25 protein-coding genes and 1 riboswitch are annotated in these 24,929 nt (G+C 64.3%); of the genes, 17 read left to right on the top strand and 8 right to left on the bottom strand.

Features of this window, described 5'->3' with window-relative positions; translation table 11 throughout:
* Position 1: 1 nt before the first annotated feature.
* The 3 genes from AC3A4H_RS09985 to glpD form a co-directional block, all read right to left on the bottom strand.
* Positions 2–1,216, bottom strand: a complete 1,215-nt coding sequence (locus AC3A4H_RS09985) for an MFS transporter (protein WP_487766553.1) — start codon at positions 1,214–1,216, stop codon at positions 2–4.
* Positions 1,217–1,365: 149 nt separating this feature from the next.
* On the bottom strand, positions 1,366–3,204 hold the full coding sequence (gene ilvD, locus AC3A4H_RS09980; RefSeq protein WP_487766552.1) for a dihydroxy-acid dehydratase: 1,839 nt from the start codon (positions 3,202–3,204) through the stop codon (positions 1,366–1,368).
* 272 nt (positions 3,205–3,476) lie between these two features.
* Positions 3,477–5,003 (bottom strand): glycerol-3-phosphate dehydrogenase, encoded by a 1,527-nt coding sequence (gene glpD, locus AC3A4H_RS09975; protein WP_487766551.1) that lies wholly within the window; start codon positions 5,001–5,003, stop codon positions 3,477–3,479.
* Positions 5,004–5,298: 295 nt separating this feature from the next.
* Positions 5,299–5,445: riboswitch (FMN riboswitch) on the top strand.
* Positions 5,446–5,525: 80 nt separating this feature from the next.
* On the opposite strand from glpD, the gene AC3A4H_RS09970 reads away from it, so the two are divergent.
* The 9 genes from AC3A4H_RS09970 to AC3A4H_RS09930 all read left to right on the top strand — a co-directional run bounded on the left by AC3A4H_RS09970 (position 5,526) and on the right by AC3A4H_RS09930 (position 13,173).
* The gene (locus AC3A4H_RS09970) at positions 5,526–5,999 is read left to right on the top strand and encodes a 6,7-dimethyl-8-ribityllumazine synthase (RefSeq protein WP_487766550.1); all 474 of its coding nucleotides are present in this window, start codon (positions 5,526–5,528) and stop codon (positions 5,997–5,999) included.
* A gap of 291 nt (positions 6,000–6,290) precedes the next feature.
* Entirely contained in the window at positions 6,291–6,932 is a 642-nt protein-coding gene (locus AC3A4H_RS09965; RefSeq protein ID WP_487766549.1) for a helix-turn-helix domain-containing protein, read from the top strand.
* A complete protein-coding gene (locus AC3A4H_RS09960; RefSeq protein ID WP_487766548.1) occupies positions 6,933–8,009 on the top strand; it encodes an extracellular solute-binding protein in 1,077 nt (358 codons plus the stop codon). It abuts the gene before it with no gap.
* 47 nt (positions 8,010–8,056) lie between these two features.
* Complete coding sequence (locus AC3A4H_RS09955) at positions 8,057–8,941, top strand: ABC transporter permease (RefSeq protein ID WP_348777736.1); 885 nt, start codon at positions 8,057–8,059, stop codon at positions 8,939–8,941.
* Positions 8,938–9,729 carry an ABC transporter permease gene (locus AC3A4H_RS09950; RefSeq protein ID WP_487766547.1) on the top strand — a complete coding sequence of 264 codons (792 nt, stop codon included), beginning with the start codon at positions 8,938–8,940 and terminating at the stop codon, positions 9,727–9,729. The genes AC3A4H_RS09955 and AC3A4H_RS09950 overlap by 4 nt, the downstream gene beginning before the upstream one ends.
* Before the next feature lie 16 nt (positions 9,730–9,745).
* A complete protein-coding gene (locus tag AC3A4H_RS09945; RefSeq protein ID WP_487766690.1) occupies positions 9,746–10,864 on the top strand; it encodes an ABC transporter ATP-binding protein in 1,119 nt (372 codons plus the stop codon).
* A 26-nt stretch (positions 10,865–10,890) separates the two neighbouring features.
* Positions 10,891–12,276, top strand: a complete 1,386-nt coding sequence (locus tag AC3A4H_RS09940; protein WP_487766546.1) for an NAD(P)/FAD-dependent oxidoreductase — start codon at positions 10,891–10,893, stop codon at positions 12,274–12,276.
* 71 nt (positions 12,277–12,347) lie between these two features.
* Positions 12,348–12,704, top strand: coding sequence for a cupin domain-containing protein (locus AC3A4H_RS09935; protein WP_487766545.1), 357 nt, complete (start codon positions 12,348–12,350; stop codon positions 12,702–12,704).
* 151 nt (positions 12,705–12,855) lie between these two features.
* Positions 12,856–13,173, top strand: a complete 318-nt coding sequence (locus tag AC3A4H_RS09930; protein ID WP_348777452.1) for a hypothetical protein — start codon at positions 12,856–12,858, stop codon at positions 13,171–13,173.
* A 127-nt stretch (positions 13,174–13,300) separates the two neighbouring features.
* Here the strand turns inward: AC3A4H_RS09930 and AC3A4H_RS09925 are convergent, their stop codons facing one another.
* Positions 13,301–14,530: an aromatic ring-hydroxylating oxygenase subunit alpha gene (locus tag AC3A4H_RS09925; protein ID WP_487766544.1), complete on the bottom strand. Its 1,230-nt coding sequence runs from the start codon at positions 14,528–14,530 to the stop codon at positions 13,301–13,303.
* 530 nt (positions 14,531–15,060) lie between these two features.
* Here AC3A4H_RS09925 and AC3A4H_RS09920 point away from each other — a divergent pair.
* Together AC3A4H_RS09920 and AC3A4H_RS09915 are read left to right on the top strand one after the other, a co-directional pair.
* A complete protein-coding gene (locus AC3A4H_RS09920) occupies positions 15,061–15,351 on the top strand; it encodes a DUF982 domain-containing protein (RefSeq protein ID WP_487766543.1) in 291 nt (96 codons plus the stop codon).
* A gap of 12 nt (positions 15,352–15,363) precedes the next feature.
* On the top strand, positions 15,364–15,684 hold the full coding sequence (locus AC3A4H_RS09915) for a DUF982 domain-containing protein (RefSeq protein WP_348777455.1): 321 nt from the start codon (positions 15,364–15,366) through the stop codon (positions 15,682–15,684).
* Between the two features lie 22 nt (positions 15,685–15,706).
* Here AC3A4H_RS09915 and AC3A4H_RS09910 read toward each other — a convergent pair whose 3' ends face one another.
* The gene (locus AC3A4H_RS09910) at positions 15,707–16,144 is read right to left on the bottom strand and encodes a YqaA family protein (protein WP_487766542.1); all 438 of its coding nucleotides are present in this window, start codon (positions 16,142–16,144) and stop codon (positions 15,707–15,709) included.
* 384 nt (positions 16,145–16,528) lie between these two features.
* On the opposite strand from AC3A4H_RS09910, the gene AC3A4H_RS09905 reads away from it, so the two are divergent.
* The 6 genes from AC3A4H_RS09905 to AC3A4H_RS09880 all read left to right on the top strand — a co-directional run bounded on the left by AC3A4H_RS09905 (position 16,529) and on the right by AC3A4H_RS09880 (position 21,329).
* Positions 16,529–17,059, top strand: coding sequence for an Hsp20/alpha crystallin family protein (locus AC3A4H_RS09905; RefSeq protein ID WP_348777457.1), 531 nt, complete (start codon positions 16,529–16,531; stop codon positions 17,057–17,059).
* 70 nt (positions 17,060–17,129) lie between these two features.
* Complete coding sequence (locus AC3A4H_RS09900; RefSeq protein ID WP_487766541.1) at positions 17,130–17,546, top strand: CBS domain-containing protein; 417 nt, start codon at positions 17,130–17,132, stop codon at positions 17,544–17,546.
* Positions 17,547–17,836: 290 nt separating this feature from the next.
* On the top strand, positions 17,837–18,217 hold the full coding sequence (locus AC3A4H_RS09895) for a GtrA family protein (RefSeq protein ID WP_487766689.1): 381 nt from the start codon (positions 17,837–17,839) through the stop codon (positions 18,215–18,217).
* Positions 18,214–19,194: a glycosyltransferase family 2 protein gene (locus AC3A4H_RS09890; RefSeq protein ID WP_487766540.1), complete on the top strand. Its 981-nt coding sequence runs from the start codon at positions 18,214–18,216 to the stop codon at positions 19,192–19,194. Before AC3A4H_RS09895 ends, AC3A4H_RS09890 begins: the two co-directional genes overlap by 4 nt.
* Positions 19,175–19,921 (top strand): ChbG/HpnK family deacetylase, encoded by a 747-nt coding sequence (locus AC3A4H_RS09885; RefSeq protein WP_487766688.1) that lies wholly within the window; start codon positions 19,175–19,177, stop codon positions 19,919–19,921. The genes AC3A4H_RS09890 and AC3A4H_RS09885 overlap by 20 nt, the downstream gene beginning before the upstream one ends.
* Before the next feature lies 1 nt (position 19,922).
* The gene (locus AC3A4H_RS09880; RefSeq protein WP_487766539.1) at positions 19,923–21,329 is read left to right on the top strand and encodes an ArnT family glycosyltransferase; all 1,407 of its coding nucleotides are present in this window, start codon (positions 19,923–19,925) and stop codon (positions 21,327–21,329) included.
* Between the two features lie 53 nt (positions 21,330–21,382).
* Here AC3A4H_RS09880 and AC3A4H_RS09875 read toward each other — a convergent pair whose 3' ends face one another.
* The 3 genes from AC3A4H_RS09875 to AC3A4H_RS09865 form a co-directional block, all read right to left on the bottom strand.
* Positions 21,383–22,639 (bottom strand): ABC transporter ATP-binding protein, encoded by a 1,257-nt coding sequence (locus AC3A4H_RS09875; RefSeq protein WP_487766687.1) that lies wholly within the window; start codon positions 22,637–22,639, stop codon positions 21,383–21,385.
* A gap of 58 nt (positions 22,640–22,697) precedes the next feature.
* Positions 22,698–24,308, bottom strand: a complete 1,611-nt coding sequence (locus AC3A4H_RS09870) for an ABC transporter permease (RefSeq protein ID WP_487766686.1) — start codon at positions 24,306–24,308, stop codon at positions 22,698–22,700.
* 218 nt (positions 24,309–24,526) lie between these two features.
* On the bottom strand, positions 24,527–24,922 hold the full coding sequence (locus tag AC3A4H_RS09865; protein ID WP_487766538.1) for a (R)-mandelonitrile lyase: 396 nt from the start codon (positions 24,920–24,922) through the stop codon (positions 24,527–24,529).
* Positions 24,923–24,929 lie beyond the last annotated feature (7 nt).

The raw sequence follows: 24,929 nt of genomic DNA, 5'->3' as shown, positions 1-24,929 counted from the left end.
CTCAGGCCGCAGCCGTGCGCACGGCCTTCATCGAAGGCAAGAAGATCGTCAGCAGCCCCAGCAGCGGCAGGAACGAGCAGATCATGTAGACGAAGTCGATGCCCTTGATGTCGGCGATGATGCCGAGCACCGCGGCCGCTATGCCGCCCATGCCGAAGGCGAAGCCGAAGAAGATGCCCGCGATCATACCGACGCGGCCCGGCACCAGCTCCTGCGCGAACACCACGATGGCCGAGAAGGCCGAAGCCAGGATAAGGCCGATCAGCACGGTCAGGATGCGCGTCCAGAACAGGTCCGCGTAGGGCAGCGCCAGCGTGAACGGCAGCACACCCAGGATCGAGAACCAGATGACGAATTTCGGGCCGAAGCGGTCGCCGATCGGCCCGCCCGCCACGGTGCCGACTGCGGCGGAACCCAGGAAGATGAACAGCATGATCTGCGCTTCCTGCACCGACACGCCGAACTTGTGGATGACGTAGAAGGTGTAGTAGCTCGAGAGGCTGGCCATGTAGATGTTCTTGGTGAACACCAGCGTGGCCAGCACCACCAACGCGATCACCACCTTGCGGCGTGGCAGCGAAATGGCATGGCTCCTGGCGGGCCGCTTGGCCGAGGCCGCGCGGTAACGGCTATACCAGCCGCTGACCTGCCAGAGCACGAAAATGCCGACGAGAGCCGCCGCCGAGAACCAGGCAACGCTGGTCTGCCCCTTCGGCACCACTATGAAGGCGGCCAGCAGGGGCCCGAGCGACGATCCGAAATTGCCGCCGACCTGGAACACCGACTGGGCAAGCCCATAGCGACCGCCCGAGGCCATACGCGCCACGCGCGAGGATTCGGGATGGAACACGGCCGAGCCGATGCCGATGAGCGAGGCGCCAAGCAGCAGCATCGCGTAGTTTCCGGCATAGGCGAGCACGAAGAGGCCGATCATCGTCGACGTCATGCCCGCCGGCAGCGAATAGGGCATTGGCCGCTTGTCGGTGAACATGCCGATAAGCGGCTGAAGCAGCGAAGCCGTGAGCTGGAAGGTCATCGTCAGCAGGCCGATCTGCCAGAAGTCGAGCCCGTATCCGGTCTTCAGCATCGGGTAGATCGCCGCCAGAAGCGACTGCATCACATCGTTGATGAGATGGCAGAAGCTCACCGCCAGGAGGATGGCGTAGACTGTGTTGTCCGCCTGGATACGGCCGGCTGTCGCCGAAGCATCGGTCACGATAGTCTTCCTGCTGTTGGCCCCCCGGTAACGACCAGCGCTCGGGTGGACACTTGGCCTGCCACTCTCATACTCCCCGCATGCCAGGCGCGTCTTATGTCAGCCGGCGGCCTGCCTATAGGGCAGGCCGCCGGCGTGTTCTGGAAGTGTCAATCTTCGCCCAGGTCGCGCACGGCGCCACGGGCGGCGCTGGTGGCGAAGGCAGCGTACGCCTTCAAAGCCGTCGTGACCTTGCGCTTGCGCTGTTCGGCAGGCTTCCAGCCAGCGGCATCCTGCTCGGCACGGCGCGCGGCCAGCGTCGCCTCGTCCACCGCGAGGCGGATGGTGCGGCCCGGAATGTCGATCTCGATGATGTCGCCGTCGCGCACCAGTCCGATCGTGCCGCCTTCCGCCGCTTCCGGCGAAACGTGGCCGATCGACAGGCCCGACGTGCCGCCCGAGAAACGTCCGTCGGTGAGCAGCGCGCAGGCCTTTCCGAGGCCCTTCGACTTCAGGTAGCTGGTCGGGTAGAGCATTTCCTGCATGCCGGGTCCGCCGCGCGGGCCTTCATAGCGGATCACCACGACATCGCCGGCCTTCACCTCGTTGCCGAGGATGCCCTTGACCGCAGCATCCTGGCTTTCGAACACCTTGGCCGGGCCGGTAAATTTCAGGATCGACTCGTCGACGCCGGCGGTCTTCACCACGCAGCCGTCGAGCGCGATGTTGCCCTTGAGCACGGCAAGGCCGCCGTCCTTCGAGAACGGATGCTCGGCCGAGCGGATCACGCCATTCTCGCGGTCGAGGTCGAGGTCGTCCCAGCGGCGATCCTGACTGAAGGCGGTCTGCGTCGGCACGCCGCCGGGTGCGGCCAGGAAGAAGTCGCGCACGGCCTGGCTGTTGGAGCGAGAAATGTCCCAATGATCCAGCGCCTCGCCGAGGGTGGCGGCGTGGACGGTCGGCGAATCCCGGTTGAGCAGGCCAGCCTTGTCGAGCTGGCCGAGGATGGCCATGATGCCGCCGGCGCGGTGCACGTCTTCCATATGCACGTCGGCCTTCGCCGGCGCCACCTTGCACAGCACCGGAACCCGGCGCGACAGGGTGTCGATGTCGTCCATGGTGAAGTCGATCTCGCCCTCATGCGCGGCGGCCAGGATGTGCAGCACCGTGTTGGTGGAGCCGCCCATGGCGATGTCCAGCGTCATGGCGTTCTCGAAGGCGGCCTTGGAAGCGATGTTACGCGGCAGCACGTTCTCATCGTCCCGCTCGTAGTAGCGCTGCGCCAGGTCGACGATGAGGTGGCCCGCTTCCACGAACAGGCGCTTGCGGTCGGCATGGGTGGCCAGCGTCGAGCCGTTGCCGGGCAGCGAAAGGCCCAGCGCCTCGGTCAGGCAATTCATGGAGTTGGCCGTGAACATGCCCGAGCAGGAGCCGCAGGTCGGACAGGCCGAGCGCTCGATGGCCTTCACGTCCTCGTCGCTGACGCGATCGTCGGCGGCCGCAACCATGGCGTCGACCAGGTCGAGAGCCTGCGTCTTGCCGGCCAGCACCACCTTGCCGGCCTCCATCGGCCCGCCGGAAACGAAGACGGTGGGGATGTTGAGGCGCAGCGAGGCCATCAGCATGCCGGGGGTTATCTTGTCGCAGTTGGAAATGCAGACCATGGCGTCGGCGCAGTGCGCATTGACCATGTATTCCACCGAATCCGCGATCAGCTCGCGCGACGGCAGCGAGTAGAGCATGCCGTCATGGCCCATGGCGATGCCATCGTCGACGGCGATGGTGTTGAACTCCTTGGCGACGCCGCCAGCCTTCTCGATCTCTCGCGCCACGAGCTGGCCGAGATCCTTCAGGTGCACGTGGCCCGGCACGAACTGGGTGAAGGAGTTTACGACCGCGATGATCGGCTTGCCGAAATCGGAGTCCTTCATGCCGGTGGCGCGCCAGAGGCCGCGCGCGCCGGCCATATTGCGGCCGTGGGTGGTGGTGCGGGAGCGATAAGCAGGCATCGGATTCTTCCTAAGCTGGTCGTTGACCCCTGATATAGGCTTTCCACGGGATTAGCGCGAAAAATCAGCGGCTTTCAGGGCCCTTCCGCCTCATTTCACGAGCAGTGGCCGCCCTTTTCACAGGCTTGGCCCGGCGCAACGGCATGGGAGAATCCCGTCCCTTGCGCCCGAACCGTACCCGCGGGTACTCCCTCATAGCCAAAAGACGCCGTCGCGTCACCACCTAGCACGAAATTTTGCCGCATTTGCGTCGGCGGCCAATTGCGCGCCGACTATTGGGCTGCCAACCTGTCGGTGCCGTCAGCGGCGCCGCGCATGAAGTCGCCGAGCGCGTGGCGCTGTGCGGCATCGATGTGCAACCCGCATTTGGTCCGCCGCCACAGCACGTCCTCGGCGGTCTCGGCCCATTCGTGCTGCATCAGGTAGCGCAGTTCGGCCTCGTAGAGGTCGGCGCCGAAATGGCGGCCGAGATCGGCGGCCGAGCGCGCGTCGCCGAGCAGCTCGGCCGCGCGCGTGCCGTAGGCCCGGGTCAGCCGCCGGGCATGGGCGGGCGCGAGGAACGGATAGGCCCGGCTCAAAGCCGCCACCTGCGCCTCGAAGCCGATGGCGAAGAAGTCGCCGCCCGGCAGCGGCGCGCCGGCGGTCCAGGGCTTGCCGCGCTTGCCCAGATGCGCCTCGATCTTGTCCAGCATGGCCTCGGCCAGGCGCCGGTAGGTGGTGATCTTGCCGCCGAAGACGTTGATCAGCGGCGCGCCTTCGCCCGGCTCCGCCTTCAGCACATAGTCGCGGGTCGCCTCCTGCGCCTTCGAGGCGCCGTCGTCGTAGAGGGGGCGCACCGCCGCATAGGTCCAGACGATGTCCTCGCGCTTCACGGGGTCGGCGAAATATTCGCTGGCCGCCGCGCACAGATAGTCGACCTCGGCGTCGGTGATTTTTACCCCGTGCGGATCGCCAGAAAAATCGCGGTCGGTGGTGCCGATCAGCGTAAAATCCTCCTCATAGGGAATGGCGAAGATGATGCGCCCGTCCTTGTTCTGGAAGAAATAGGCGCGCGGGTCGTCGAACTTCCTGCACACCACGATGTGGCTGCCCTGCACCAGGCGCACATGGTGGGCCTTCGCATCGCCGACCGCATCGGTCAAAACAGTGTCCACCCAGGGGCCGGCGGCGTTGACGATGAGGCGAGCCCGCACCTCCTCGACCGCACCGCTGCGGGTGTCTTCGAGCCGCACCACCCAGTGGTCGCCCTCGCGACGCAAGCCGATCACCCGCGTGCGGGTGCGGATGTCGGCGCCGCGGTCGGCGGCGTCGCGGGCGTTGAGCACCACCAGCCGGGCGTCGTCGACCCAGCCGTCCGAATATTCGAACGCCTTGGCAAACAGCGGCTTCAAGGGCTTGCCGGCCGGGTCGCGGCGCATGTCCAGCGTCCTGGTGGCCGGCAAGAGCTTGCGGCCGCCGATGTGGTCGTAGAGGAACAGGCCGAGCCGGATCAGCCAGGCCGGGCGCAGGCCCGCGGCGTGGGGCAGCACGAAGCGCATCGGCCGGATGATGTGCGGCGCCATCCGCCACAGCACCTCGCGCTCCATCAGCGCCTCGCGCACCAGGCGGAACTCGTAATGCTCGAGATAGCGTAGGCCGCCATGGATCAGCTTGGTCGACCCCGAGGAGGTGCCGCTGGCCAGATCGTCCATCTCGGCCAGGCACACAGAATAGCCCCGCCCGGCCGCATCGCGCGCAATGCCGCAGCCATTGATGCCGCCGCCGATGATGAAGACGTCGTGGATGGGAAGCTCGCTCATCTGTGCACTCTGATGCCGCTGACGGGCCCGACTTTCCGGCCACTGCCTCAGCCAATATGGAAATATTTCGAACCTATAACGAATGTCAAACGAAATCACCGCGGGCACGGCTGTGAATCACCTTAAAGCTCGCAAAACGCCGCCGGCAAGTTCTTTGAGGCATGCTTTCGAGTTGCGACTCTTCCCCCGGAAACGAAAGGAATATCCTAGCCGCAGCTTCGAAAACGAAGGCTGCTTCCACATAAGCACGACGTGGATTGACGCGATGCCAGGTCATACTCCATAAACACGGGCGTCAAGTTCTCAGGGCGGGGCGAAATTCCCCACCGGCGGTAAGAGCGAAAGCTTGAGCCCGCGAGCGCCTTTCGAACCTTCGGAAGGGTCAGCAGATCCGGTTGAATTCCGGAGCCGACGGTCATAGTCCGGATGAAAGAGAACGAACGCGACCGCGGCTGCCCCATGGGCTTAGTGTGTCTCGTCTCGTGCGTCCTGATTCTGGGCATTGAACGGAAGGAAGGACCCATGAATCAGATTACCCCTCGCGAATTCGAAAGCCGCCGCGTCGCCGTGATCCGCGCACGCTGGCATGCCGACATCGTCGACCAGTGCGTGAACTCGTTCACCGAACTCACGCACTCGCTGTCGAACGGCAAGACGGCCGTGGACGTCTTCGACGTGCCCGGTGCGCTGGAAATCCCGCTGCACGCCAAGCTGGTGGCCGAGACCGGCCGCTACGACGCCATCCTGGGCGTGGCCTTCGTGGTGAATGGCGGCATCTACCGGCACGACTTCGTGGCCGGCACCGTGCTCGACGGCATGATGACCGTTCAACTCGCCACCAATGTCCCGGTGCTGTCGGCAGTGCTCACGCCGCACAATTTCCACGAGAGCGAGGAGCACCGGCGATTCTTCTTCGAGCACTTCAAGGTGAAGGGCCAGGAGGCAGCCAACGCCTGCCACCAGATACTCGACGCGCGTGCCGCGGTCGCCGCATAAAGGCCGCATTTGACGAACCGCGGCAGCAGGCGCGACCATCCGGATGCGCCTGCCATCGGGCCCATGAGGGAAGCAGCAAGCGCTTGGGTCCAAATGCCTTTTTCCGCCAGGGGCCGGTCGCAATCGGGCGGACGGACCGTCGGGACCAAGCCCTATTCACAGGCAAATGATGCCGCTGCAGATTCATACTTGACCGCGCCGGACACCACTTCATAAGCTGTAAAGTGGGTAGGAATAGAGGATAGATTGAAGCTTTCGGAGGAGCAATCTGCCACGGCCGGGGAAGCCGGAATGCAGCCGCGCCCGCCGCTGTTGGGCGAGCGCGTGAAGGCGTTTCGCACCGCCAGGCGCCTGACCTTGCGGCAGCTGGGCGAGATGGTCGGCACCACGGCCAGCTTCCTGAGCCAGCTCGAGCGGGGCCGCTCCGGTGCCAACACCAGCACGCTGATGCACATCGCCAATGCGCTCGGCATAAGCGTCTCCAACCTTTTCGATGAAGGGGAAGTGTCGCCGCACAGGGTCTTGAAGCGTGCCGAACGCCCTGCCCTGGCCCTCAGCGAAGGCTATCGCAAGACGATGCTATCGCGTCGTCCGATCCACGAAATGGAAGTCTATTCGGGTGAGTTCGCCGTTGGCGGCTCGACAGGCGACCTGCTCTACACGCATGGCAACGCGCATGAGATGTTCATAGTGCTGCGAGGCCGGCTGGAGCTGACCCTCGGCGACGAGCGCTTCATCCTCGATGAAGGCGACAGCATCGAATACTCAACCGCAACGCCGCACAAGGCGAGGAATGTTGGCGACAAGCCGGCCGAGGTGCTGTGGGTGATTGCGCCCCCCACCAGCGAAGCCGTCGAACTCGATCAATATGTGGCCCGGAAATCGCTCGCATCCGGGCATTCAAAAACAGACAGCGGGTTATCGGAGGAATAAATGATCCATAAGTCGATTATGGGCATTGCCAGCGCCTCGGCGCTTGCCATGCTCGCCACTGCCGCCGTGGCGCAGGATGCGCCGCCCGCCGGCACCATCGTGGACGGTTCGCTCAAGGGCAAGACGCTGACCTTCGTCTCCTATGGCGGCATCTACCAGGACGGCCAGGTCGCGGCGATGAAGGAATTCGTCGACAGGACCGGCGTTACGCTGCTCAATGACGGCCCGACCGAGATCGCCAAGCTGCAGGCGCAGGTCGAATCCGGCAATGTCACCTGGGACGTCGTCGACACCGCCGACTTCCCGCCCTACGTGCACTGCGGCACGCTGTTCCAGAAGCTCGACTTCTCCAAGCTCGACATCTCGCACATTCCGCCCGGCCAGGTCGGCGAGTGCAGCGTGCCGGCGATGAACTACGGCATCGTCCTGATGTACAAGAACGACACCTACAAGGACAATCCGCCCAAGGATTGGAAGGACTTCTTCGACACCGAGAAGTTCCCCGGCATCCGCGCCATCGACGGCAGCGGCGACCCCCTGGGCGGCCTCATCGAGCAGGGCGTTCTGGCCGACGGCGGCTCGGTCGAGAACATGACCGCTGCCGACATCGACCGCGGCATCGCCAAGATCAAGGCGCTCGGCCCGGACACCATCTTCTGGAAGACTGGCGCGGAATCGCAGCAGCTCGCCGAGTCCGGCGAAGCCGACATGATCATGATGTGGACCGGCCGCGCCATGACCGCGGTTAAGAACGGCGCGGAATACACGCCGGTCTGGCAGGACTGGATGGTCGTGATGGACCAGATGACCATCCCGGTCGGCGTCAAGGATACGGAAGCTTCTTACGCTCTCATCAACGCCTATCTGGGCAAGCAGGCGCAGGAGGTGCTGACCGAGCAGACCTCCTACTCGCCGATCCATGACGAGGCCCGGCCGAAGGTCGATCCGTCGGTCGCCGCCTTCCTGACCAACACGCCCGAGCGAGTGAAGCAGGGCTACCAGCAGAACATTAAGTTCTGGGTCGAGAACTTCGATGCCGCCTCTGAAAAGTGGACGGCGTTGATGTCCGGCAACTAAGCCGCATCGTCAGACCGGGGCTGTAAAGCGTGAACCAGACAATCGACATGACCATGACCGGGGGGCCTAGCCCCCGGTCCGCAGGCAGCGCAGCGCCGCGGCGCTGGCGGCTGGCCGCCTATCCGTCACTGCTGACGGCACCGGCGGTCCTGCTTCTCATCGCGGCAATGGGCTATCCGCTGCTCACCATCGTGTTGCGCAGCTTCTCCGAACCGGAATGGGGGCTGCAGAACTACGTCTGGTTCTTTTCCACCCCGGTCAACCTCACGGTCCTGGCCCGCACCTTCTCCATCTCGGCCTGGGTCGCCATCGTCTGCGTCGTCGCGGCCTACCCCTACGCCTATCTTATGACGGTGGTGGGGCCGCGCATGCGGCTGCTGCTCATCCTGTGCGTGCTGGTGCCGTTCTGGGTCAGCGGCGTGGTGCGCACGTTGGCCTGGGTGATCCTGCTGCAGGATTCCGGCGTCATCAATACCATCATCAAGTCGCTCGGCTTCGGCGCGGTGAAGCTCATCCGCACCCCCACCGGCGTCGTCATCGGCATGGCGCAGGTGCTCCTGCCTTTCATGATCCTGCCGCTCTATTCCGTCATGCGCGGCATCGACCTCAGGCTGGTCCAGGCCGCACGCAGCCTCGGCGCGCGGCCCTCGCTCGCCTTCCTGCAGGTCTATCTGCCGCTGTCGCTGCCCGGCGTCTTCGCCGGTGCCATCATCGTCTTCATCCTCGCGCTCGGCTTCTACATCACGCCGGCCCTGCTCGGCGGCCCGCGCAGCACCATGCTGTCCACGCTGGTTCAGAACCAGGTGCTCAGCCTGCTCAACTGGGGCCGTGGCGGTGCCATGGGCGTGGTGCTGCTGATGTCGACCTTCGTGCTGCTGGCGGTGGCCGCGCCCTTCATGCGCCAGCGCCACAAGAAGTCTGCGAGGTCGTGAAAATGAAGCCCTTCCGCATCATTCTCGGCCTCTTCTGCCTGCTCGTGGCCATCTGGCTGGTGATGCCGACGCTGGTCGTCATCCCCATGTCGTTCAACGAGAAGAAGTCTCTGGCCTTCCCGCCGGCTGGCTTCTCCTGGCAGTGGTACGTCAATTTCTTCACCAATCCGGAGTGGCTCACGAGCTTTGCCAACTCGCTCCGGGTCGCAGGCATCGTGGCTGTCGCAGCCACCGTCATCGGCACGCTTGCATCTCTGGGGCTCAGCCGCATGAAGCATGCGGGCGCCGCCGGCATGCTGCGCGCCCTGCTGATCACGCCCATGATCGTGCCCGGCGTGGTGCTGGCCATCGGCGTCTATGCGGTCTACCTCAACTACCAGCTCGTCGGCACCACGCTCGGCTTCGTCATCGCACACACCATGCTGGCGATCCCCTTCGTCATCATCGCCGTGTCGGCCAGCCTTGAGGTCTTCGACGTGCGGCTTGAAACGGCCGCCGCCAGCCTCGGCGCGAACCGCTTCACCACCTTCCGCACCATCACGCTGCCGCTGATCGCGCCCGGCATCCTCTCGGGGCTGCTGTTTGCCTTCGTCACCTCGTTCGACGAGATCATCGTGGCGCTGTTCATCACCAGCCCCTACCTGAAGACCCTGCCCGTGCAGATCTTCACCAGCATCACCCGTGACGCCGACCCGACGGTCGCGGCCGTCGGAACCATCATCTTCCTGGCCACGTCGCTGATCATCACTGCAGGGCTGCTCATCGGCTCGAAATCGAAAAGAAGCTGACATGCACACAACCAACATGTCCCCCTCGAAGACCAGGGAACGCGGCGCGGCCATCGACATCCGCAACGCCACCAAGCGCTACGGCAATTTCGTCGCCCTCAACGATGTCAGCCTGCACATCGAGCCGGGCGAGTTCATGACCCTGCTGGGCCCCAGCGGCTCAGGCAAGACCACGACGCTCAATGTCGTCGCGGGCTTCACCGACCTCACCGCCGGCCAGCTCTCCGTCGGCGGCCAGAGCATCGTCGGCGTGCCGGCCCACAAGCGCAACATCGGCGTCGTGTTCCAGCACTACGCGCTGTTCCCGCACATGACCGTGGGCAAGAACGTGGCCTATCCGCTCACCCTCCGGGGCGTGGACAAGGCCGAGCGCGACCGCCGCGTGGCGCTGGCCCTCGACATGGTCAAGATGGCCGATTTCGCGCATCGCTATCCAAGCGAACTGTCGGGCGGCCAGCAGCAGCGCGTGGCGCTGGCACGCGCCATCGTGTTCGACCCGCCGCTGCTGCTCATGGACGAGCCGCTGGGCGCATTGGACAAGAAGCTGCGCGAATGGCTGCAGCTTGAAATCAAGCGCATCCACCGCGAACTCGGCACCACCTTCGTCTATGTCACCCACGACCAGGAGGAAGCGCTGGTGCTGTCCGACCGCATCGCGGTCTTCAACCAGGGCCGCATCGAGCAGATTGGCACCGGCCGCGAACTCTACGACGAACCTGCCACGCTGTTCGTGGGCAAGTTCATCGGCGAATCCACCACCCTGCGCGGCACCGCCGAAGCCGCTGGCGGCGAAACCGGCCTGACCATCGCCGGCCAGAAGGCGGTGGCCAAGGGACATCTTTCCGACGGGCGCAAGCCGGTCATCCTGCTGCGGCCGGAAAAGCTGGCGCTGGCCGCTGCCGGCGCACCGCTGGCCGATGGTCAGAACAGCCTGGCCGGCCGGGTGAGCGAGGCGATCTATCTCGGCTCCGGCTCCAAATACCAGGTCACGCTCAAGGACGGCTCGGTCGCCATCGTGCGCTCGCCGCTGGAAGCCGCCTCCTTCTCGATCGGAGACGAAGTCGATGTGCGCTGGTCGATTGCCGATTCCAAGCTGCTCGCCGACGACGAGCGCGCCGACCTCACGCTGACCTGATTTTCACCCAAGCCGGACCTCCCCACATGCAAGCCAAGACAAACGGCAACATCTCCTTCTGGTACGCCGACATAGGCGGCGTACCTTCCTATCGAGCCCCCCTGCCCGGCGATCTCGAAGCCGATGTCTGCATCGTGGGCGCCGGCTTCACCGGCCTGTGGACGGCCTACTACCTCAAGAAAGCCGATCCCTCGATCCGCATCGCCATCGTGGAAAAGGAGTTCGCCGGCTTCGGTGCTTCCGGCCGCAATGGCGGCTGGCTGTCGGGCGGCTTCGGCTGGTCGCGGGAAAAATACCTGAAAACCTCGACCCGCGGCGCCGTCGTGGACATGCAGCTTGCCATGTACGGCACGGTCAACGAAGTGATTGCCGTGACCGAGGCCGAGGGCATCGACGCCGATATCATGCGCGTCGACAACATCACGGTCGCCACCAACAAGCCCCAGCTTGAGCGCGCAAAGGCGGAATACGAAGAGGCCAAGGCCTGGGACATGCCGGCCGACCGCATTGCGTTCCTGAGCGCGCAGGAAGCACGCAAACGCATCAACATTCACAACGTACAAGGCGCCTATGTGCTGCGCGGCATGGCGCGGGTACAGCCGGCCAAGCTGGTGCGCGGCCTGGCGGAAACGGTCGAGCGTCTCGGCGTGCCGATCTACGAGCAGACCACGGTGCTCGGCCTCGAGAAAGGCAAGGTCACGACCAACCGCGGCACGGTGCGCGCGCCTATCATCGTGCGGGCCACGGAAGGTTTTACCGCCGGCATTCCGGGCAACGAGCGTCTGTGGCTGCCGCTCAACAGCGCCCAGATCATCACCGAGCCGCTGCCGCAGTCGCTGTGGGACGAGATCGGCTGGAACGGCCACGAACTGCTCGGCGATGCCGCACACGCTTATTGCTACGCCCAGCGCACCCGCGAGGGCCGCATCACCATGGGCGGGCGCGGCGTGCCCTATCGCTATGGCTCCAAGACCGACGTGCGCGGCCAGACCCAGCAGGAAACCATCGACGCGCTCTACAAGATCCTGATGCGGCTCTTGCCGCAGACCCGCGATCTCAAGATCGACCATGCCTGGTGCGGCGTGCTGGGCGTGCCGCGCGACTGGTGCACCACCGCCGGTCTCGACGAGGAAACCGGCATCGCCTGGGCCGGCGGCTATGTGGGCCTCGGCGTCTCCAGTTCGAACCTTTCGGGCCGCACGCTGCGCGATCTCATCCTGCGCCGCGACACCGAGCTTACCCGCCTGCCGTGGGTCAACCGCCGGGTGCGCAAGTGGGAGCCCGAGCCGATGCGCTGGCTGGGCGTACATTCCATGTATCAGCTCTACCGCGTCGCCGACGAGCGCGAGGAAGCCGGCCTCCAGCAAACTTCGAAGCTGGCAGCCCTCGCCGACAGCATCACCGGGCACTGAGCCCGGTGGTCTTCTGAGAAATCAGAACAACTTCAAGAACCTAGTACTTTAACGACCATCCGGAGATTGCCATGATCGAATTCCAGACCTTCGCCCACCTCGCCAACATCGATCTTGGCGCCCCGGAGCCCAAGCCCACTTCGATCGAGGGCAACCAGGAAGAGGCCGCGAAGACGCTGTGGACCTCGCCGGACGGCAAGCTGGAGATCGGCGTCTGGGAGTGCACCCCGGGCCGCTTCACCGCCGTGCGCGAGGACAATTCCGAGACCTGCCACATCGTGTCTGGCCGCGTCTCGCTGCACGGCCCCGACGGCCGCACGCAGGAAGTTCGCCCCGGCGAGGTGCTGGTGCTGCCCAAGGGCTGGCGCGGCGAGTGGACGGTCCACGAAAAGGTGCGCAAGCTCTACGTCATCTACAAGGACGTCTGATAGCTCCACGGACATTCCGCATTTCCGAAATCTCCGCTGGCGCAACGAGCTGAAAAGTAGCACACTCGCTGTGCAAGGATCACGCGCCAAACCAAGGGGTTAGGGCCGCGGCTTCCCGCCAGTTCGGGGCAGCCGGGCTCCGGAAAGCGGCATGGACCAGCAACACAAAGGTAGCCACGGCGCGGTCCGTTTCCGCGCCGTTCGCGGCGGCAAGACGACCAAAATCGACGCCGACGAAATCGAGGTCACGCTGGGCAACGGCGTGACGTTCACGCTTTCCGCAGTGGATACACCCGGCGACGGCGTGGCGCTGCACATTCCCCATCAGGAACCGGAAGCCCCGCAGTTCGGGGTCTTCTCCATCGAACCCGGTGCGGCCAACACCATCTTCGTGCGCGCAGTGCTCTATGACCGCGATGCAGAGGACGGGCTCCGCCCGGACGAGCTGAACGCCTCGAACGACGATTGAGCCTTTGATCCTGCGAGGCCGCAGCAATCGCCCCAAGAATATCCATTCGGTGCCTGCGGCTGCGCACGGCGCAACCACCCTGCACAGCCTGTGAAGCCCAACCGCCGAGGCTGGCGGCAAAGGCCCGTCAGGGCCGGCTGATCTCGTCCAGATACCAGCCGATGTAGCGCAGCTCGTTGTGCTCCATCGGCGCGATCGGCCCGGGTTCGAAGTAGCGCGAAGCCACGCCGCGCGCGGTGTGCTCGATGATCTTCTTGTCTTCCTCGGTGGTGACCTTCCACAGCCAGGTCAGCTTTTCGAGGTCGTAGTCCCTGCCCTCCTCGGCATCGCCGCGCACCAGCCAGATCAGCTCCATCTCGCAGGTGTCCACCGTCTTGGGAATGAAGCGGTAGATCATGCCATGGTCGGGATAGCAGACCAGGAAGGTAGTGCCGCCAAGATGGATCGAGGTCACCCCGCCGTCGTAGTCGGTAAAGCGGCCCATCAGCGGCGCCACCGGCGAGCCGTCCTCGCTGCCGCTCGAAACGCCGTCGTAAAGCGCATAGCGGAAGCTGTGGATTGCCTCCTGGCCCTTGGCGGAAGTTTGCCAGTTGTCGGCGCTGACGATCTCGATGCCCAGCGCGCAGGTGCGCTCCTCCATCGCGGCGTTCAGCTTCTCGATCATGTGCAGCGGCTGCTCCAGCGCATGCGTCTTCGAGTATTCGGGATGCGCCGGTCCGCAGTGGTAGCACTCGACATAGTTCTCCACCGCGAGCTTCCAGTTCGCGGCGACGGGATAGGTCTGGCGGTAGGCAACCTTGGCGTCCGCCCAGCCATACTGGCCGCAGCTCGTGCGCAGCTGCTCGGCGATGGGCTCGAAGTCCAGCGGCTTCTCGGCAAGGCAGATGAACACCAGTCCCTCCGCCACGCGCACATGTAGCTTCTTCAGCCCATGGGCGGAACGGTCGAAATCCTTCGGCATCAGCCGCGCGGCGCGCAGGCTGCCGTCGTTGGAATAGGTCCAGGCGTGATAGGGGCACACGAAGAACCTGGCGTTGCCCTTGGGCTTGGTGCAGACCTCGGCACCGCGATGGCGGCATACATTGAGCATCGCGTGGATCGTGCCGTCCTCTGCGCGCGAAAGGATCACGGCCTCGCTGTCGATCTTGAACAGTTCGAAGTCGCCAGGGTTGGGAATGATGCTGGCATGCCCCAGGCAGTGCCAATGGCGGCGGAACACGCGCTCCATGTCGCGGTCGTAGATGGCCGGGTCCTTGTAGAACGCGCGAGCCAGGCCGTAGCCGGGACGATGGGAAGCCACCAGGCCGTCGATGGGGTCGATCTCACTGGAGGCCTGCGGGAAAGGAACCACGGTCATGCGCCGCTCCTGATCATCTGTTGCATGGGACCGGCCCTGCGGAGACCTCAAAATCGGATGGTCGCGCAGGTCCGCCAGGGTCTGCCATGCGCAACCACCTACCCCTCGGCGCCCGCCTGGCAGGCCAGGTTGACGACATTCGCGGGCGGTCCCTTCCCGTCTTTGCCTCGCACGCGCTCATCGGTAACCGGCCCCGAAATCGGGGCCCGGTCCGCCGCGGGCACGATGCTTGGTTTGAAGGAATTGGAGCTTGGCCCGAAGGCCTTAAAACGGGCCAGAGCGCTCCGGAAACCGGCACCTCGAACACCGCCATCAAATCACCGACGCCGGTGGCCGGCGGGCGCGAAAACGACACCGCCTGCGCGGACCACGACACGGCCCGCCGGCCGTCTCGCCGCTCGAAATCCGTTCCCTGGACACTGCCGGCCGGGCCCGTCCGCACCCACAGAACTGCACTGCAAGCGAGCCCTTCGGATCGACGCGAATGCCTGCTTGCGCATGCAACCTCCCGCGCCGTCATGCGTTGAGATATGCGCAACAAATCGGGGGGTGTCGCCATGGACACAGATCAGATTTTCGGATGGTTCGACAAGCCGGTTCCAGTTTCCGTCGGCTTGACGCATGATGTTCGCAACATATCCAACGCCCGGCAGGCGTTGGATATACTCATGAACCACTGGCCAAGCGCCGGCACCCAGCAGCATCGGGACGCGCGGCAGGCCTGCCTGGAGGTGTTGCGCGGCGAAAGAAGACCCGAGGATGCGCGAAAGGCCTTTGCAGAAGCCGCACGCGGTGCGGGCATTCTGTTCGAATTGGGGTAGCTGGAGGAAATGATGGACAGCCTGCAATTCCTGATGCCGGTGCGACTGGTGACCGAGGCCGGACAGCCGGTCATCGAAATCTACGGCGTCGACGAAGCGCTCGACTTTCTGCTTGCGTGGCCCATCGGCCGCCAGGGGCCGGTATACCAGCGCGCGCTGAACGCCTGCTTTTCCGCCAGCTTGGACCAGGCATCCGCAGAGGATGCGCGCAAGGCGTTCTTCAATTTCGCCAAGGTGGGAGGCCTTTTGGCCAAGGATGCCCTGATCTCGGCATCGAACAGCAGCCGCCGCCGGCGCATCGCCGCCTACCGCGTCGCCCGGCCACGGCTCTGAAGCCTCGAGGCTCCGCGCACACTCACCAAAGGCTTGAAACGGCCGCCGCCACTGTCAGGTAGCGCGCTGTCTTGGCCACCGCCACCAGCGCAACGAAGCTCCACAGCGGCTCGCGCAGCACCCCCGCCACCAGCGTCAGCGGGTCGCCCACCACGGGCGCCCAGCTCAGCAGCAGCGACCACCGGCCGTAGCGCCGATACCACGCGGTGGCGCGGTCGAGCATCCGCGGGCTCGCCGGAAACCAGCGGCGGCCGGCAAAAGCCTCGATGCGGCGGCCGATCAGCCAGTTGACCACGGAGCCGAGGATATTGCCGGCACTTGCGGCCAGAACCAGTCCCGCCGGCGAAAACGATCCCACGGCCAAGGCTCCTGCCAGCGCCGCTTCCGACTGCATCGGCAGTAGCGTCGCGGCCAGGAAGCCGACGGCAAACAGGCCGCCGAAGACAGCAAGCTCCTCCATCACGGCCTCCCTCGCCCCGCGCCGGCTTCGCCGCTTCGCGACAGGCACCGGCAGGCGAACCCGTTTTGCCGGACAGGCCGGAGGAGAAAAGGAAACATGCCGAAGGAATTCTCCATGCCGCTCAGGGCAGCCCTAGGCCATGCTGCGGGCGCGCGCAATGCCGTAGCGGACTTCGCGGCAGCCATGGGGTCCAACCTTCGATACGCTTTGACTCCCATCAATGAAAGGCCCGCCGGAAAGGGATTTTATTGGAATTTTTCCAGAGGCGAATGCCTGCCCGCGAACGAAGCCTACCGACAGCGCAACCGCACTCGTCCTCGGTCTCTGGAACGTGCCGAGCAGGCATATCGAGATGAGCCCAAACTGCCGAAGAGGAGCAAGACCATGGCTGAACCTGCAAGCAAGGTGCCTGTAAAGAATGAAAAGACCACGCGGGCAATGACCACTGAGTGGTCTCCATTCGAAAGCCTGCAACGGGAGATCGACCGGCTGTTCGAAGATTTCCGCCCTTTGTCGCGCCCGTCGTGGCGGTCGATGCTGGGGCTTGAAATGCCTCGTCACATCGGCCCGTCCGAATGGCGGGTCATGCCCGCGATCGACCTGACCGAGAAGGAAGACGAGTACGAGATCACCGCCGAACTGCCCGGGCTCGACGAAAAGGATGTGGAGGTCAAGCTGGCCAACGACATGCTGACGATCCGGGGCGAAAAGCAGGAGGAAAAGGAAGAAAAGCGCAAAGACTTCCACATGTCCGAGCGCCGGTTCGGATCCTTCCAGCGTTCCTTCCATCTCCCCGAAGACGTGGATGCCGACAAGATCGAGGCGAACTTCACCAAGGGCGTGCTGAAGCTGAAGCTGCCCAAGTCGATGGAAGCCAAGCAGGCTGAAAAGAAGATCGAGGTCAAGGGCGCCTAGGACACGGCATCCGAGAAGCTTTCTCGATGGCGGCCAGCTCCTGAAAGGCAGCATAACCAAGGAGAAGACGATGAAGATCACCACTGTGATGCACAAGGGAACCAAATGGATCGACCCGGAAATGTCGGTCGCCCAGATCGCCGCCCTCATGAAGGAACAGGACATCGGCGCCCTGCCCGTGGGTGAAAACGACCGGCTGATAGGAATGGTGACCGACCGCGACCTGGCGCTCCGCGCGCTTGGCAGTGGCAAGGACCCAACCCGCCTCACAGCGCGGGACGTGATGACCAAGGGCATAATCTATTGCCGCACCGACCAGCCCCTGGAGGACGCCATCCACCTCATGGAAGAAAAGCAGGTCAGGCGCTTGCCGGTAATCGACGAGAACAAGCGCATGGTGGGCATGCTCGCGCTCGGCGACATCTCGCATCATGTCAGCCGCGAGCTGTGCGGCGAACTCATCCATGCGGTGGCTGCCCCGCACTGACTTTCGCGAAGGACGGTCTCGACGGGCATGAAGTGAAGGCTGCCGGTTAACGCGCCTGCAGCCAGGCCCGTCGAGACTGCTCCGGCTGGCGAAGCCATCGGCTGCTTTTTGCCACTCCGTCACCCCCTACATTGTGCCGCCATTGACCGCCCGCCTCGCTGAGAGCCGATTTTCTTGCGTTGGCCAGGCTGCCTGGTTCGATTTATCTGCCGCGATTGCTGAAAATGGGCTACAGGAGCGCAGGTCCACGTGAGAATTCGTGAACCTGTTTCGACTAGACCATTTGGATGATGCTGAAACGATTTTCCCTCTTTGCTGGCGGTTCCACCATCGGCGCGGCGATCGACTATGTCGTGACGCTCGCGGCAACGGGCTGGCTCGGTCTGGACCCGGCCTTGGCGCTGGGGCTGGCCATGATCGTCAGTGCGTCTGTCGTGTTCCTGTTCCACGTCCGGATTACTTTCGAGGACGCGACGAGCAACATCGTCCGCCGATATGTGCTCTTCATGGGCTGGAGCGGTCTGATCTTCATGCTGCGGGCTTTTCTACTGAAGGCGATGCTGTATACAGGCCTGCCACTGGCTGCGGCGCTGCTACTCGCGATCGGGCTGGCATCGATCATAAACTTCGCCATTTCCTCGGCGGTGATTTTCGCTAAAAGCCCGTCATGACCGCAAAGACGCTCTGCATCATCGTTCCAGTCTACAACGAAGCCGAGGGCCTGCCTGATCTTCTTGGCCGGCTCGGCGCGATTGCAGACACTGTTTCCGCCGAGTTTGCACTCACCGTCGATTACATCTTCATCGACGACGGCAGCAGCGACGACAGCTTTGGCCTGCTCAAGGCGCATGATTTCGGCGCGCGGTCCGTCCGTCTGCTCCAGTTCTCGCGCAATTTCGGCAAGGAGGCGGCGCTGTCAGCGGGGATAGACGCCGCCGAATATGCCGATGCAGCCGTCCTCATGGACGCCGACCTTCAGCATCCGCCCGAAATGATTTCCGATTTCGTGCGCATCTGGCTGAACGAAGGCGCCGACAGTGTCTATGCCTACAAGGCCAGCCGCCGCGCGTCCGAAGGGCTGGCGAAGTCGATCTTTTCAAAATTGTTCTTCTGGGTGATCAATCGGGATGTCCGCTACGAGATCCCGCCCGATGCCGGCGATTTCCGCCTGATCAACCATCGCTTCATGAACGCGCTGCGCCGACTGCCGGAGAGTGACCGCTTCATGAAGGGGCTCTATGGCTGGGTCGGTTTTCGCCAGACCGGCCTGCCCCTCGAGCCGCCCCCGCGCACCCGGGGCACGAGCAGCTACAACCCGCTTCGCCTGCTGTTGACCACGCTCGATGCCTTCACCAGCTTCACCACCACGCCGCTGCGGTTGATGGCGCTGGCGGGGATCGCCATCGCCCTGCTCAGCGCGGCCTATGGCATCTACATCGTCATCCAGCATTTCTTCTTCCCCGCAGTGCCGTCCGGCATCGCTTCGGTCCTTGCGCTGATTGCCTTCTTCGGGGGTGTCCAGATGATATTCCTGGGCCTTCTGGGCGAATATGTCGGCAAATCCGTCCTGGAGGCCAAGAAACGCCCCCCCTACATCCTGGCCGAAGACATCAGCCGCAAGGGGCACGCTGTTGCGGATCGCGGATGATTGCGGGCTGGGCCGCAGGCACGACGAGGTGATCCTGGCGCTGCTGGCGGCAGGAAAGCTCGACGGCACATCGGTCATGGTCCATGGGGGGATCGAGCCTGGTGCAATAGCCCGGCTTCGGGCGTTGCGGGACAATGGTTCGCAGGTCGGCCTTCATCTGAACCTGACGCAGCCCTTCCCGGAAAGCGGGCCGGTCTGGCCACTGGGCAAGCTGATGCGGCCGGGCGGCCGCCTGCCCGACGGCATCGCCGCTTCGCTCCACCGTCAGGTGGAAGAGTTCGTGGCCCTCTTCGGCAGCCTGCCCGACTATTACGATGGCCATCAGCATTGCCATTGTTTCCCGGCAATTGCGCCGCTGATCCCAAGATTGCCATGCGGGCCAAACACATGGGTGCGCGTGCCGCTGCCCGCCACATGGGCGGGGCGCTGGCTCAACCTGCGCGCCGGCGGCGCCAAGGTATTGGCCATCATGGCCTTCGCGGCCCGGGCTCGGACGGTATTCGCCCGCGCGGGCCTGCGCGTGAACAGCGACTTTTCCGGTTTTCTCCGCCTCGAGGACCCGGCCGCTGTCCGGCGCTGGCTTCCGCGCCTGCTGTCGGCGGCCGGGCCGCAATGCCTGATGATGCTGCATCCGGGCGACGCCACAGATCCGATTCAATGCCTTGGCCACGCCCCTGAAAGCCGTGCTGCCGAGGCCGAAATCCTGCTTGAAAGTGCATTGAACTGACATGACTAAAAGCCGTGCCATTCTTTGGGGCTTGCTCCTGCTTCTTGCCGTTCGACTGCTGGCGATGATCTGGGTGCCGCTGACGGACCCGACCGAAGCCCGCTATGCCGAAATCGCACGCAAGATGGTCGAAACCGGCAACTGGATCACGCCGCAGTTCGACTACGGCGTGCCGTTCTGGGCGAAACCGCCGCTGCACACCTGGCTTTCGGCGGCGGGACTGGCTCTTTTCGGGGCAACCGCCTTTGCCGCGCGGTTGGGAATTCTGCTCTCGGCAATCGCGACGCTTTTGATCCTGTGGCGCTGGGCCTGCACTCTGACGGACCGCCAGACGGCGGCGGCCGCGGTATTGGTGGCCGCAAGCTCCGGTCTCTTTTTCGTCGCCGCGGCCTTCGTCCAGACCGACATGGCGATGACGCTTGGAGTCACGGCCTGCATGGCCGGCTTTTACGGTGGCCTGCAGGGAGAACGCCGCTGGGGCTGGCTGTTCTTTCTGGGCCTGGCCATCGGGCTCCTGGCCAAGGGGCCGGTGGCCACGGTTCTGTCGCTCATGCCGATCACTATCTGGATGCTATGGCGCGGCGGCTGGAAAGACCTCGCCCGCCTGCCCTGGGTCGGCGGTGTGGCGATGGTGGCGGTGCTGGTCGTCCCCTGGTATGTGGCCGCCGAAATCGCAACGCCCGGTTTCCTTCACTATTTCCTGATCGGCGAGCATATCCAGCGCTTCCTGCAGCCCGGCTGGACGGGCGATCTCTACGGCGCAGGGCGCGCGCACCCGAAGGGCACGATCTGGCTATACTGGATTGCCGCCACCCTGCCCTGGAGCCCGCTGCTGCCTCTCCTGATCTGGCGGCTGCGAAAGCAGGGCATGCCAAACGGCGACGGCCTTCATCTGTACCTGCTTCTGTTCGCGCTGGCGCCGCTGGCGTTGTTCACCCCGGCCGCCAACATTCTGTTGGCCTATGTGCTACCTGGCTTGCCGGCGGCAGCCCTTCTGGGCGTAATATTGTGGGTCCGGACCGGTCCCACGGGGGCGGGCTGGCTGAAGCTCGGCGTGGCGGAGGTCCTGGTGGCTTCCATGGGCATTGTCGTTGTGTCGATGCTCGGCCTGGACCGCTCGGCCCTGCCCTCCGAAGGCCGCCTCGTCGACGCCTTCCCCGATACCGGCCGTCTGGCCATCGTGGGCGGGCGCAGCTACTCGGCCGAATTCTACAGCGAAGGCAAGATCACGCGTCTGAAAACGCCAGCGGCGCTGGCCGACTGGCTCGCCCCCGGCGACGGCGTGCTGGTGCCCAAACGCGAGATCGACGGGTTCGTTGCCCGCTTTGGCGAGGCGCTCAGGCCCGTGGCCGAGGATCGCAAATACCTGCTGTTCATCCCCATCCCATCGATCGTTCCCGGCAAGTAGGGCGCGCTCGTGCCCGACGGTCGCGCTGCCTGGCCTGTAGCCACTCGCGACCGTCATTCTCCGGGCTGCCCCAGGCCGAAGCTTCGCGAACGGTCGTCGTATTGAAAGAGCTCGGCATATCTTCCCCAGCCGATAGCCGCACGGAGGGTCTTGTCGGTGTCGCCCTTGTTCAGGTGATCCTGGAGTTCCAACTCGAAGCGTTCCCGCGGCGCCTGGTGCCCCGCGCGCTCTTCCAGCACCTGGCGGATATGGGCGGCAAGCGGCACGAAGCGCAGCAGATGTTCCCTGAACAGGCGCTTGCGCTCCCTGGCGTCGCTCTCGGCAAAAACCCGTCCCGCCGCCGTGAGCTTGATCGCCCCGTCCTTCAGCTCGGCGAACTCGAGAATGTGCAAGGCCCCCGCCAGCGAGAACAGGTCTTTCGTCTCGAACGCAAGCGGCGTGCTGACATGCGCCAGTTCTACATAGCCCTGGTGAACCGCGTTCAGCCTCTCGATGAACCCGGTGAGGCGACTGATCGCGACGTCGGGCAACGGCTGGACCAGACCGCCATGCAGCTGGCTTTGCGCGTCGATCGTCTGCGTCATCCTGGCCGTCAGGATGGAATAGAGTTCGTCAACGATGGCGTGGAACGCTGCGTCCAGCCGGTTGCGCGGCTGCGGCAGCGGCACCGCGATCTCGGCCGCGATGTGGCCGGGATTGGTGCCGAGCACCAGAATGCGATCGCACATCAACACCGCTTCCTCGATGTTGTGCGTCACCATCATCACGGCCTTGATGGGCAGCTTGTGTTCGGTCCACAGGTCCAGGAAGTCCGTCCTCAGCGTCTCGGCCGTGAGAACGTCCAGGGCCGAGAATGGCTCGTCCATGAGCAGCAGGACCGGATCGCTGACGAGCGCCCGGGCAAAGCCCACACGCTGCCTCATCCCGCCAGAAAGCTCGCGGGGATAGGCGGACTGGAAGCCTTCCAGCCCTATGAGATCGATAGCGGAGAGAGCGCGGCGATGCTCCTCCTCGTCGGACAAAGCCAGTGCGTCGAGGCCAAGCTCGACATTTTCCAGCACGGTCAGCCACGGGTAGAGCGCAAAGGTCTGGAACACGACTGCGATGCCGGCGGAAGGGCCGGACAGCGGCGCGCCGCGATACAGCACTTGTCCCGACGTAGGCCGGATCAAACCGCCCACGATGCGCAGCAATGTCGACTTGCCCGACCCCGAACGGCCGAGCAGGCCCAGGATCTCTCCCTCCCGCAAGACGAGGTTGACGCCCGCAAGCACCGGCAACGGCTCGCCGGATGGTTTTGCAAAAGCCATGAAGATATTGTCGAGCTCTATGATCGGCGGTGAGGAAGCATCACCCACGGGCGCCCTCTCAATCCAGCCGCGAGCGCCGCTCCGCATAGGCATAGAGCGGGCGCCACAGCAGGCGGTTCATGGCAATGACAAGTATGGACATGACAACGACACCGAGCGCAATCCGAGGATAGTCGCCTGCCGCGGTCATTTCCGCAATGTAGGCTCCAAGGCCGGAGGCGCTGAGCCTGACGTTCCCCCAGCTCGCCCATTCGGCGACGATGCTGGCATTCCAGGCGCCGCCGGCGGCGGTAATGGCGCCGGTGACGTAATAGGGAAGGATGCCTGGCAGCATCACCTCTCGCCACCAGCGCCGGGGACGGACCCGAAGGCTCTCTGCTGCTTCCCGCAGATCGGAGGGAAATGCGCTGGCTCCCGCAATCACGTTGAACAATATGTACCACTGCGCCCCGAGGATCATCAGCGGGCTGAGCCAGATCACCGGCGACAGATTGTACCTTACGATCAGGTACACAGCGACTGGGAACAGCAGGTTGGCCGGAAAGGCGGCGAGAAACTGGGCAATGGGCTGAATGCGGCCCGCAAGCTTCGGCCGCAGCCCCACGGCAACGCCCACCGGCACCCACACAAGCGTTGCAAGCGCGACGAGAATGACCACGCGCAGAAGCGTGAGCAAGCCATTGCTGATGGCGATCCTCGCATCCTCCCAGGAAAGGGCCGAACCCAGAAAACGCAGCAGCGAAATGACGACATAGCCGATCACAAAGATCAGGGCGGAATACCAGATGACGTCGACAAGCAGTCGCGGTGGCGACCAGAGGGCAAGTCGTGTGATGGCCGGCGGGAGGGCCATTCGCGCTCGCGCAGTCTTGCGCAATGCCACCCATGCCGGGGCCGCAAGGCTGCTAAGCATAGGCGAGCGGCGAAAAAGGGTAAGGACCCAGCTTCTTGGCGCCACCTGGGCCGCGGTCTGTTCGAACCGGAATTTCTCTGCCCACACAACCATCGGCCGGAACAACAGCTGATCGTAAAGAACGATGGCCACCGTCATTGCGGCAATTGCCCAGCCAATGGCCTGCAGATCACTTTCCTGGATCGCGCGCGCCACATAGGACCCGACGCCGGGCAGCGCAATATGAATATCGCCGACAGAAATGGCTTCCGAAGCCACGACGAAGAACCAGCCCCCCGACATGGACATCATCATGTTCCAGATGAGCCCGGGCATCGCAAACGGCACTTCAAGTCGCCAGAAGCGCTGCCAGCCAGTGTCCCGGAAGCTGCGGCTGACTTCGTCCAGATCGGTCGGGACGGTCCTCAGCGCCTGGTAGAAGCTGAAGGTCATGTTCCAGGCCTGGCTGGTGAAGATGGCGAAGATGGCCGCCAGTTCCGGCCCGAGCACATTGCCAGGGAACAGCGAAACGAAGAACACGACGGTGAAGGAGAGATAGCCGAGGATCGGAACCGACTGGAGCACATCCAGGATCGGGATCATGACCATCTCGGCTCGCCGGCTCTTGGCCGCCACGGTCGCGTAGACGAAGGTGAAGACCAGCGAGGCGAGCAACGCCATCAGCATCCGCGTAATCGTTCGAAGCGTGTAGAGCGGCAAGGCAGTCGGCGACAGTGAAATCTCGGCGACCTCGGTGGGGGCGGCGGGCGCCACCATTTGATGCGCACCGATGCCGAGCAGAATAATGATGCTCAGCAGCAGCAGCGTTGCAACAAGATCCCTCCAGCTCGGGATTCTCTGTTGCCATACGCCTCCGCTCAACACCTCGGCGTGGTGTTCCACCGCTCGCCTCCGCTGCGCAATCGGAGCGCCATCCTCGTAGCGCCCGGCACCCCGGTCATTGACCCGGATCAACCGTCTTCAGTACACCAGCGCTATCGCCGGTACTGCTCGTCGCTGACCTTTTCCATCCAGTCGACCGCGGAGCCGTCGAGCTTTTCATGGATGGCGATGTGACTCATGGCGGTGCTGGGCGTGGCGCCGTGCCAATGCCTTTCGCCGGGCTCGAACCAGACCACGTCGCCCGGCCGGATCTCCTCGACCGGCCCGCCCTCCCGCTGAGCCCAGCCCAGGCCGGACGTGACAACCAGGGTCTGGCCGAGCGGGTGGGTGTGCCATGCGGTGCGTGCACCCGGCTCGAAGGTGACGAGCGCTCCCATGACCCGCGCCGGATCGGGCGGAGAAAACAACGGATCGATGCGGACCGAGCCCGAGAACCAGTCTGCCGGCCCTTTGCCTGACGGCTGTGAACCGCTTCTCTTGATCTCCATGGCATGC

Source organism: Pseudaminobacter sp. Soil_N_29 (assembly GCF_057656055.1).
Note: the sequence above shows the minus strand (reverse complement) of the source record. Positions and strands in the feature narration are given on the sequence as shown.

Bases quoted from the DNA above. Each gene is read 5' to 3' on its own strand.
- AC3A4H_RS09940 (WP_487766546.1), top strand. From the start codon at position 10,891: ATGCAAGCCAAGACAAACGGCAACATCTCCTTCTGGTACGCCGACATA.
- AC3A4H_RS09910 (WP_487766542.1), bottom strand. From the start codon at position 16,144: ATGGAGGAGCTTGCTGTCTTCGGCGGCCTGTTTGCCGTCGGCTTCCTG.
- AC3A4H_RS09880 (WP_487766539.1), top strand. From the start codon at position 19,923: ATGACTAAAAGCCGTGCCATTCTTTGGGGCTTGCTCCTGCTTCTTGCC.
- AC3A4H_RS09870 (WP_487766686.1), bottom strand. From the start codon at position 24,308: ATGGTGGCGCCCGCCGCCCCCACCGAGGTCGCCGAGATTTCACTGTCG.
- ilvD (WP_487766552.1), bottom strand. From the start codon at position 3,204: ATGCCTGCTTATCGCTCCCGCACCACCACCCACGGCCGCAATATGGCC.
- AC3A4H_RS09965 (WP_487766549.1), top strand. From the start codon at position 6,291: ATGCAGCCGCGCCCGCCGCTGTTGGGCGAGCGCGTGAAGGCGTTTCGC.
- AC3A4H_RS09900 (WP_487766541.1), top strand. From the start codon at position 17,130: ATGAAGATCACCACTGTGATGCACAAGGGAACCAAATGGATCGACCCG.
- AC3A4H_RS09935 (WP_487766545.1), top strand. From the start codon at position 12,348: ATGATCGAATTCCAGACCTTCGCCCACCTCGCCAACATCGATCTTGGC.
- AC3A4H_RS09920 (WP_487766543.1), top strand. From the start codon at position 15,061: ATGCGCAACAAATCGGGGGGTGTCGCCATGGACACAGATCAGATTTTC.
- AC3A4H_RS09875 (WP_487766687.1), bottom strand. From the start codon at position 22,639: ATGGCTTTTGCAAAACCATCCGGCGAGCCGTTGCCGGTGCTTGCGGGC.
- AC3A4H_RS09895 (WP_487766689.1), top strand. From the start codon at position 17,837: ATGCTGAAACGATTTTCCCTCTTTGCTGGCGGTTCCACCATCGGCGCG.
- AC3A4H_RS09960 (WP_487766548.1), top strand. From the start codon at position 6,933: ATGATCCATAAGTCGATTATGGGCATTGCCAGCGCCTCGGCGCTTGCC.
- AC3A4H_RS09915 (WP_348777455.1), top strand. From the start codon at position 15,364: ATGGACAGCCTGCAATTCCTGATGCCGGTGCGACTGGTGACCGAGGCC.
- AC3A4H_RS09905 (WP_348777457.1), top strand. From the start codon at position 16,529: ATGGCTGAACCTGCAAGCAAGGTGCCTGTAAAGAATGAAAAGACCACG.
- AC3A4H_RS09970 (WP_487766550.1), top strand. From the start codon at position 5,526: ATGAATCAGATTACCCCTCGCGAATTCGAAAGCCGCCGCGTCGCCGTG.
- AC3A4H_RS09890 (WP_487766540.1), top strand. From the start codon at position 18,214: ATGACCGCAAAGACGCTCTGCATCATCGTTCCAGTCTACAACGAAGCC.
- AC3A4H_RS09955 (WP_348777736.1), top strand. From the start codon at position 8,057: ATGACCATGACCGGGGGGCCTAGCCCCCGGTCCGCAGGCAGCGCAGCG.
- glpD (WP_487766551.1), bottom strand. From the start codon at position 5,003: ATGAGCGAGCTTCCCATCCACGACGTCTTCATCATCGGCGGCGGCATC.
- AC3A4H_RS09945 (WP_487766690.1), top strand. From the start codon at position 9,746: ATGTCCCCCTCGAAGACCAGGGAACGCGGCGCGGCCATCGACATCCGC.
- AC3A4H_RS09865 (WP_487766538.1), bottom strand. From the start codon at position 24,922: ATGGAGATCAAGAGAAGCGGTTCACAGCCGTCAGGCAAAGGGCCGGCA.
- AC3A4H_RS09925 (WP_487766544.1), bottom strand. From the start codon at position 14,530: ATGACCGTGGTTCCTTTCCCGCAGGCCTCCAGTGAGATCGACCCCATC.
- AC3A4H_RS09930 (WP_348777452.1), top strand. From the start codon at position 12,856: ATGGACCAGCAACACAAAGGTAGCCACGGCGCGGTCCGTTTCCGCGCC.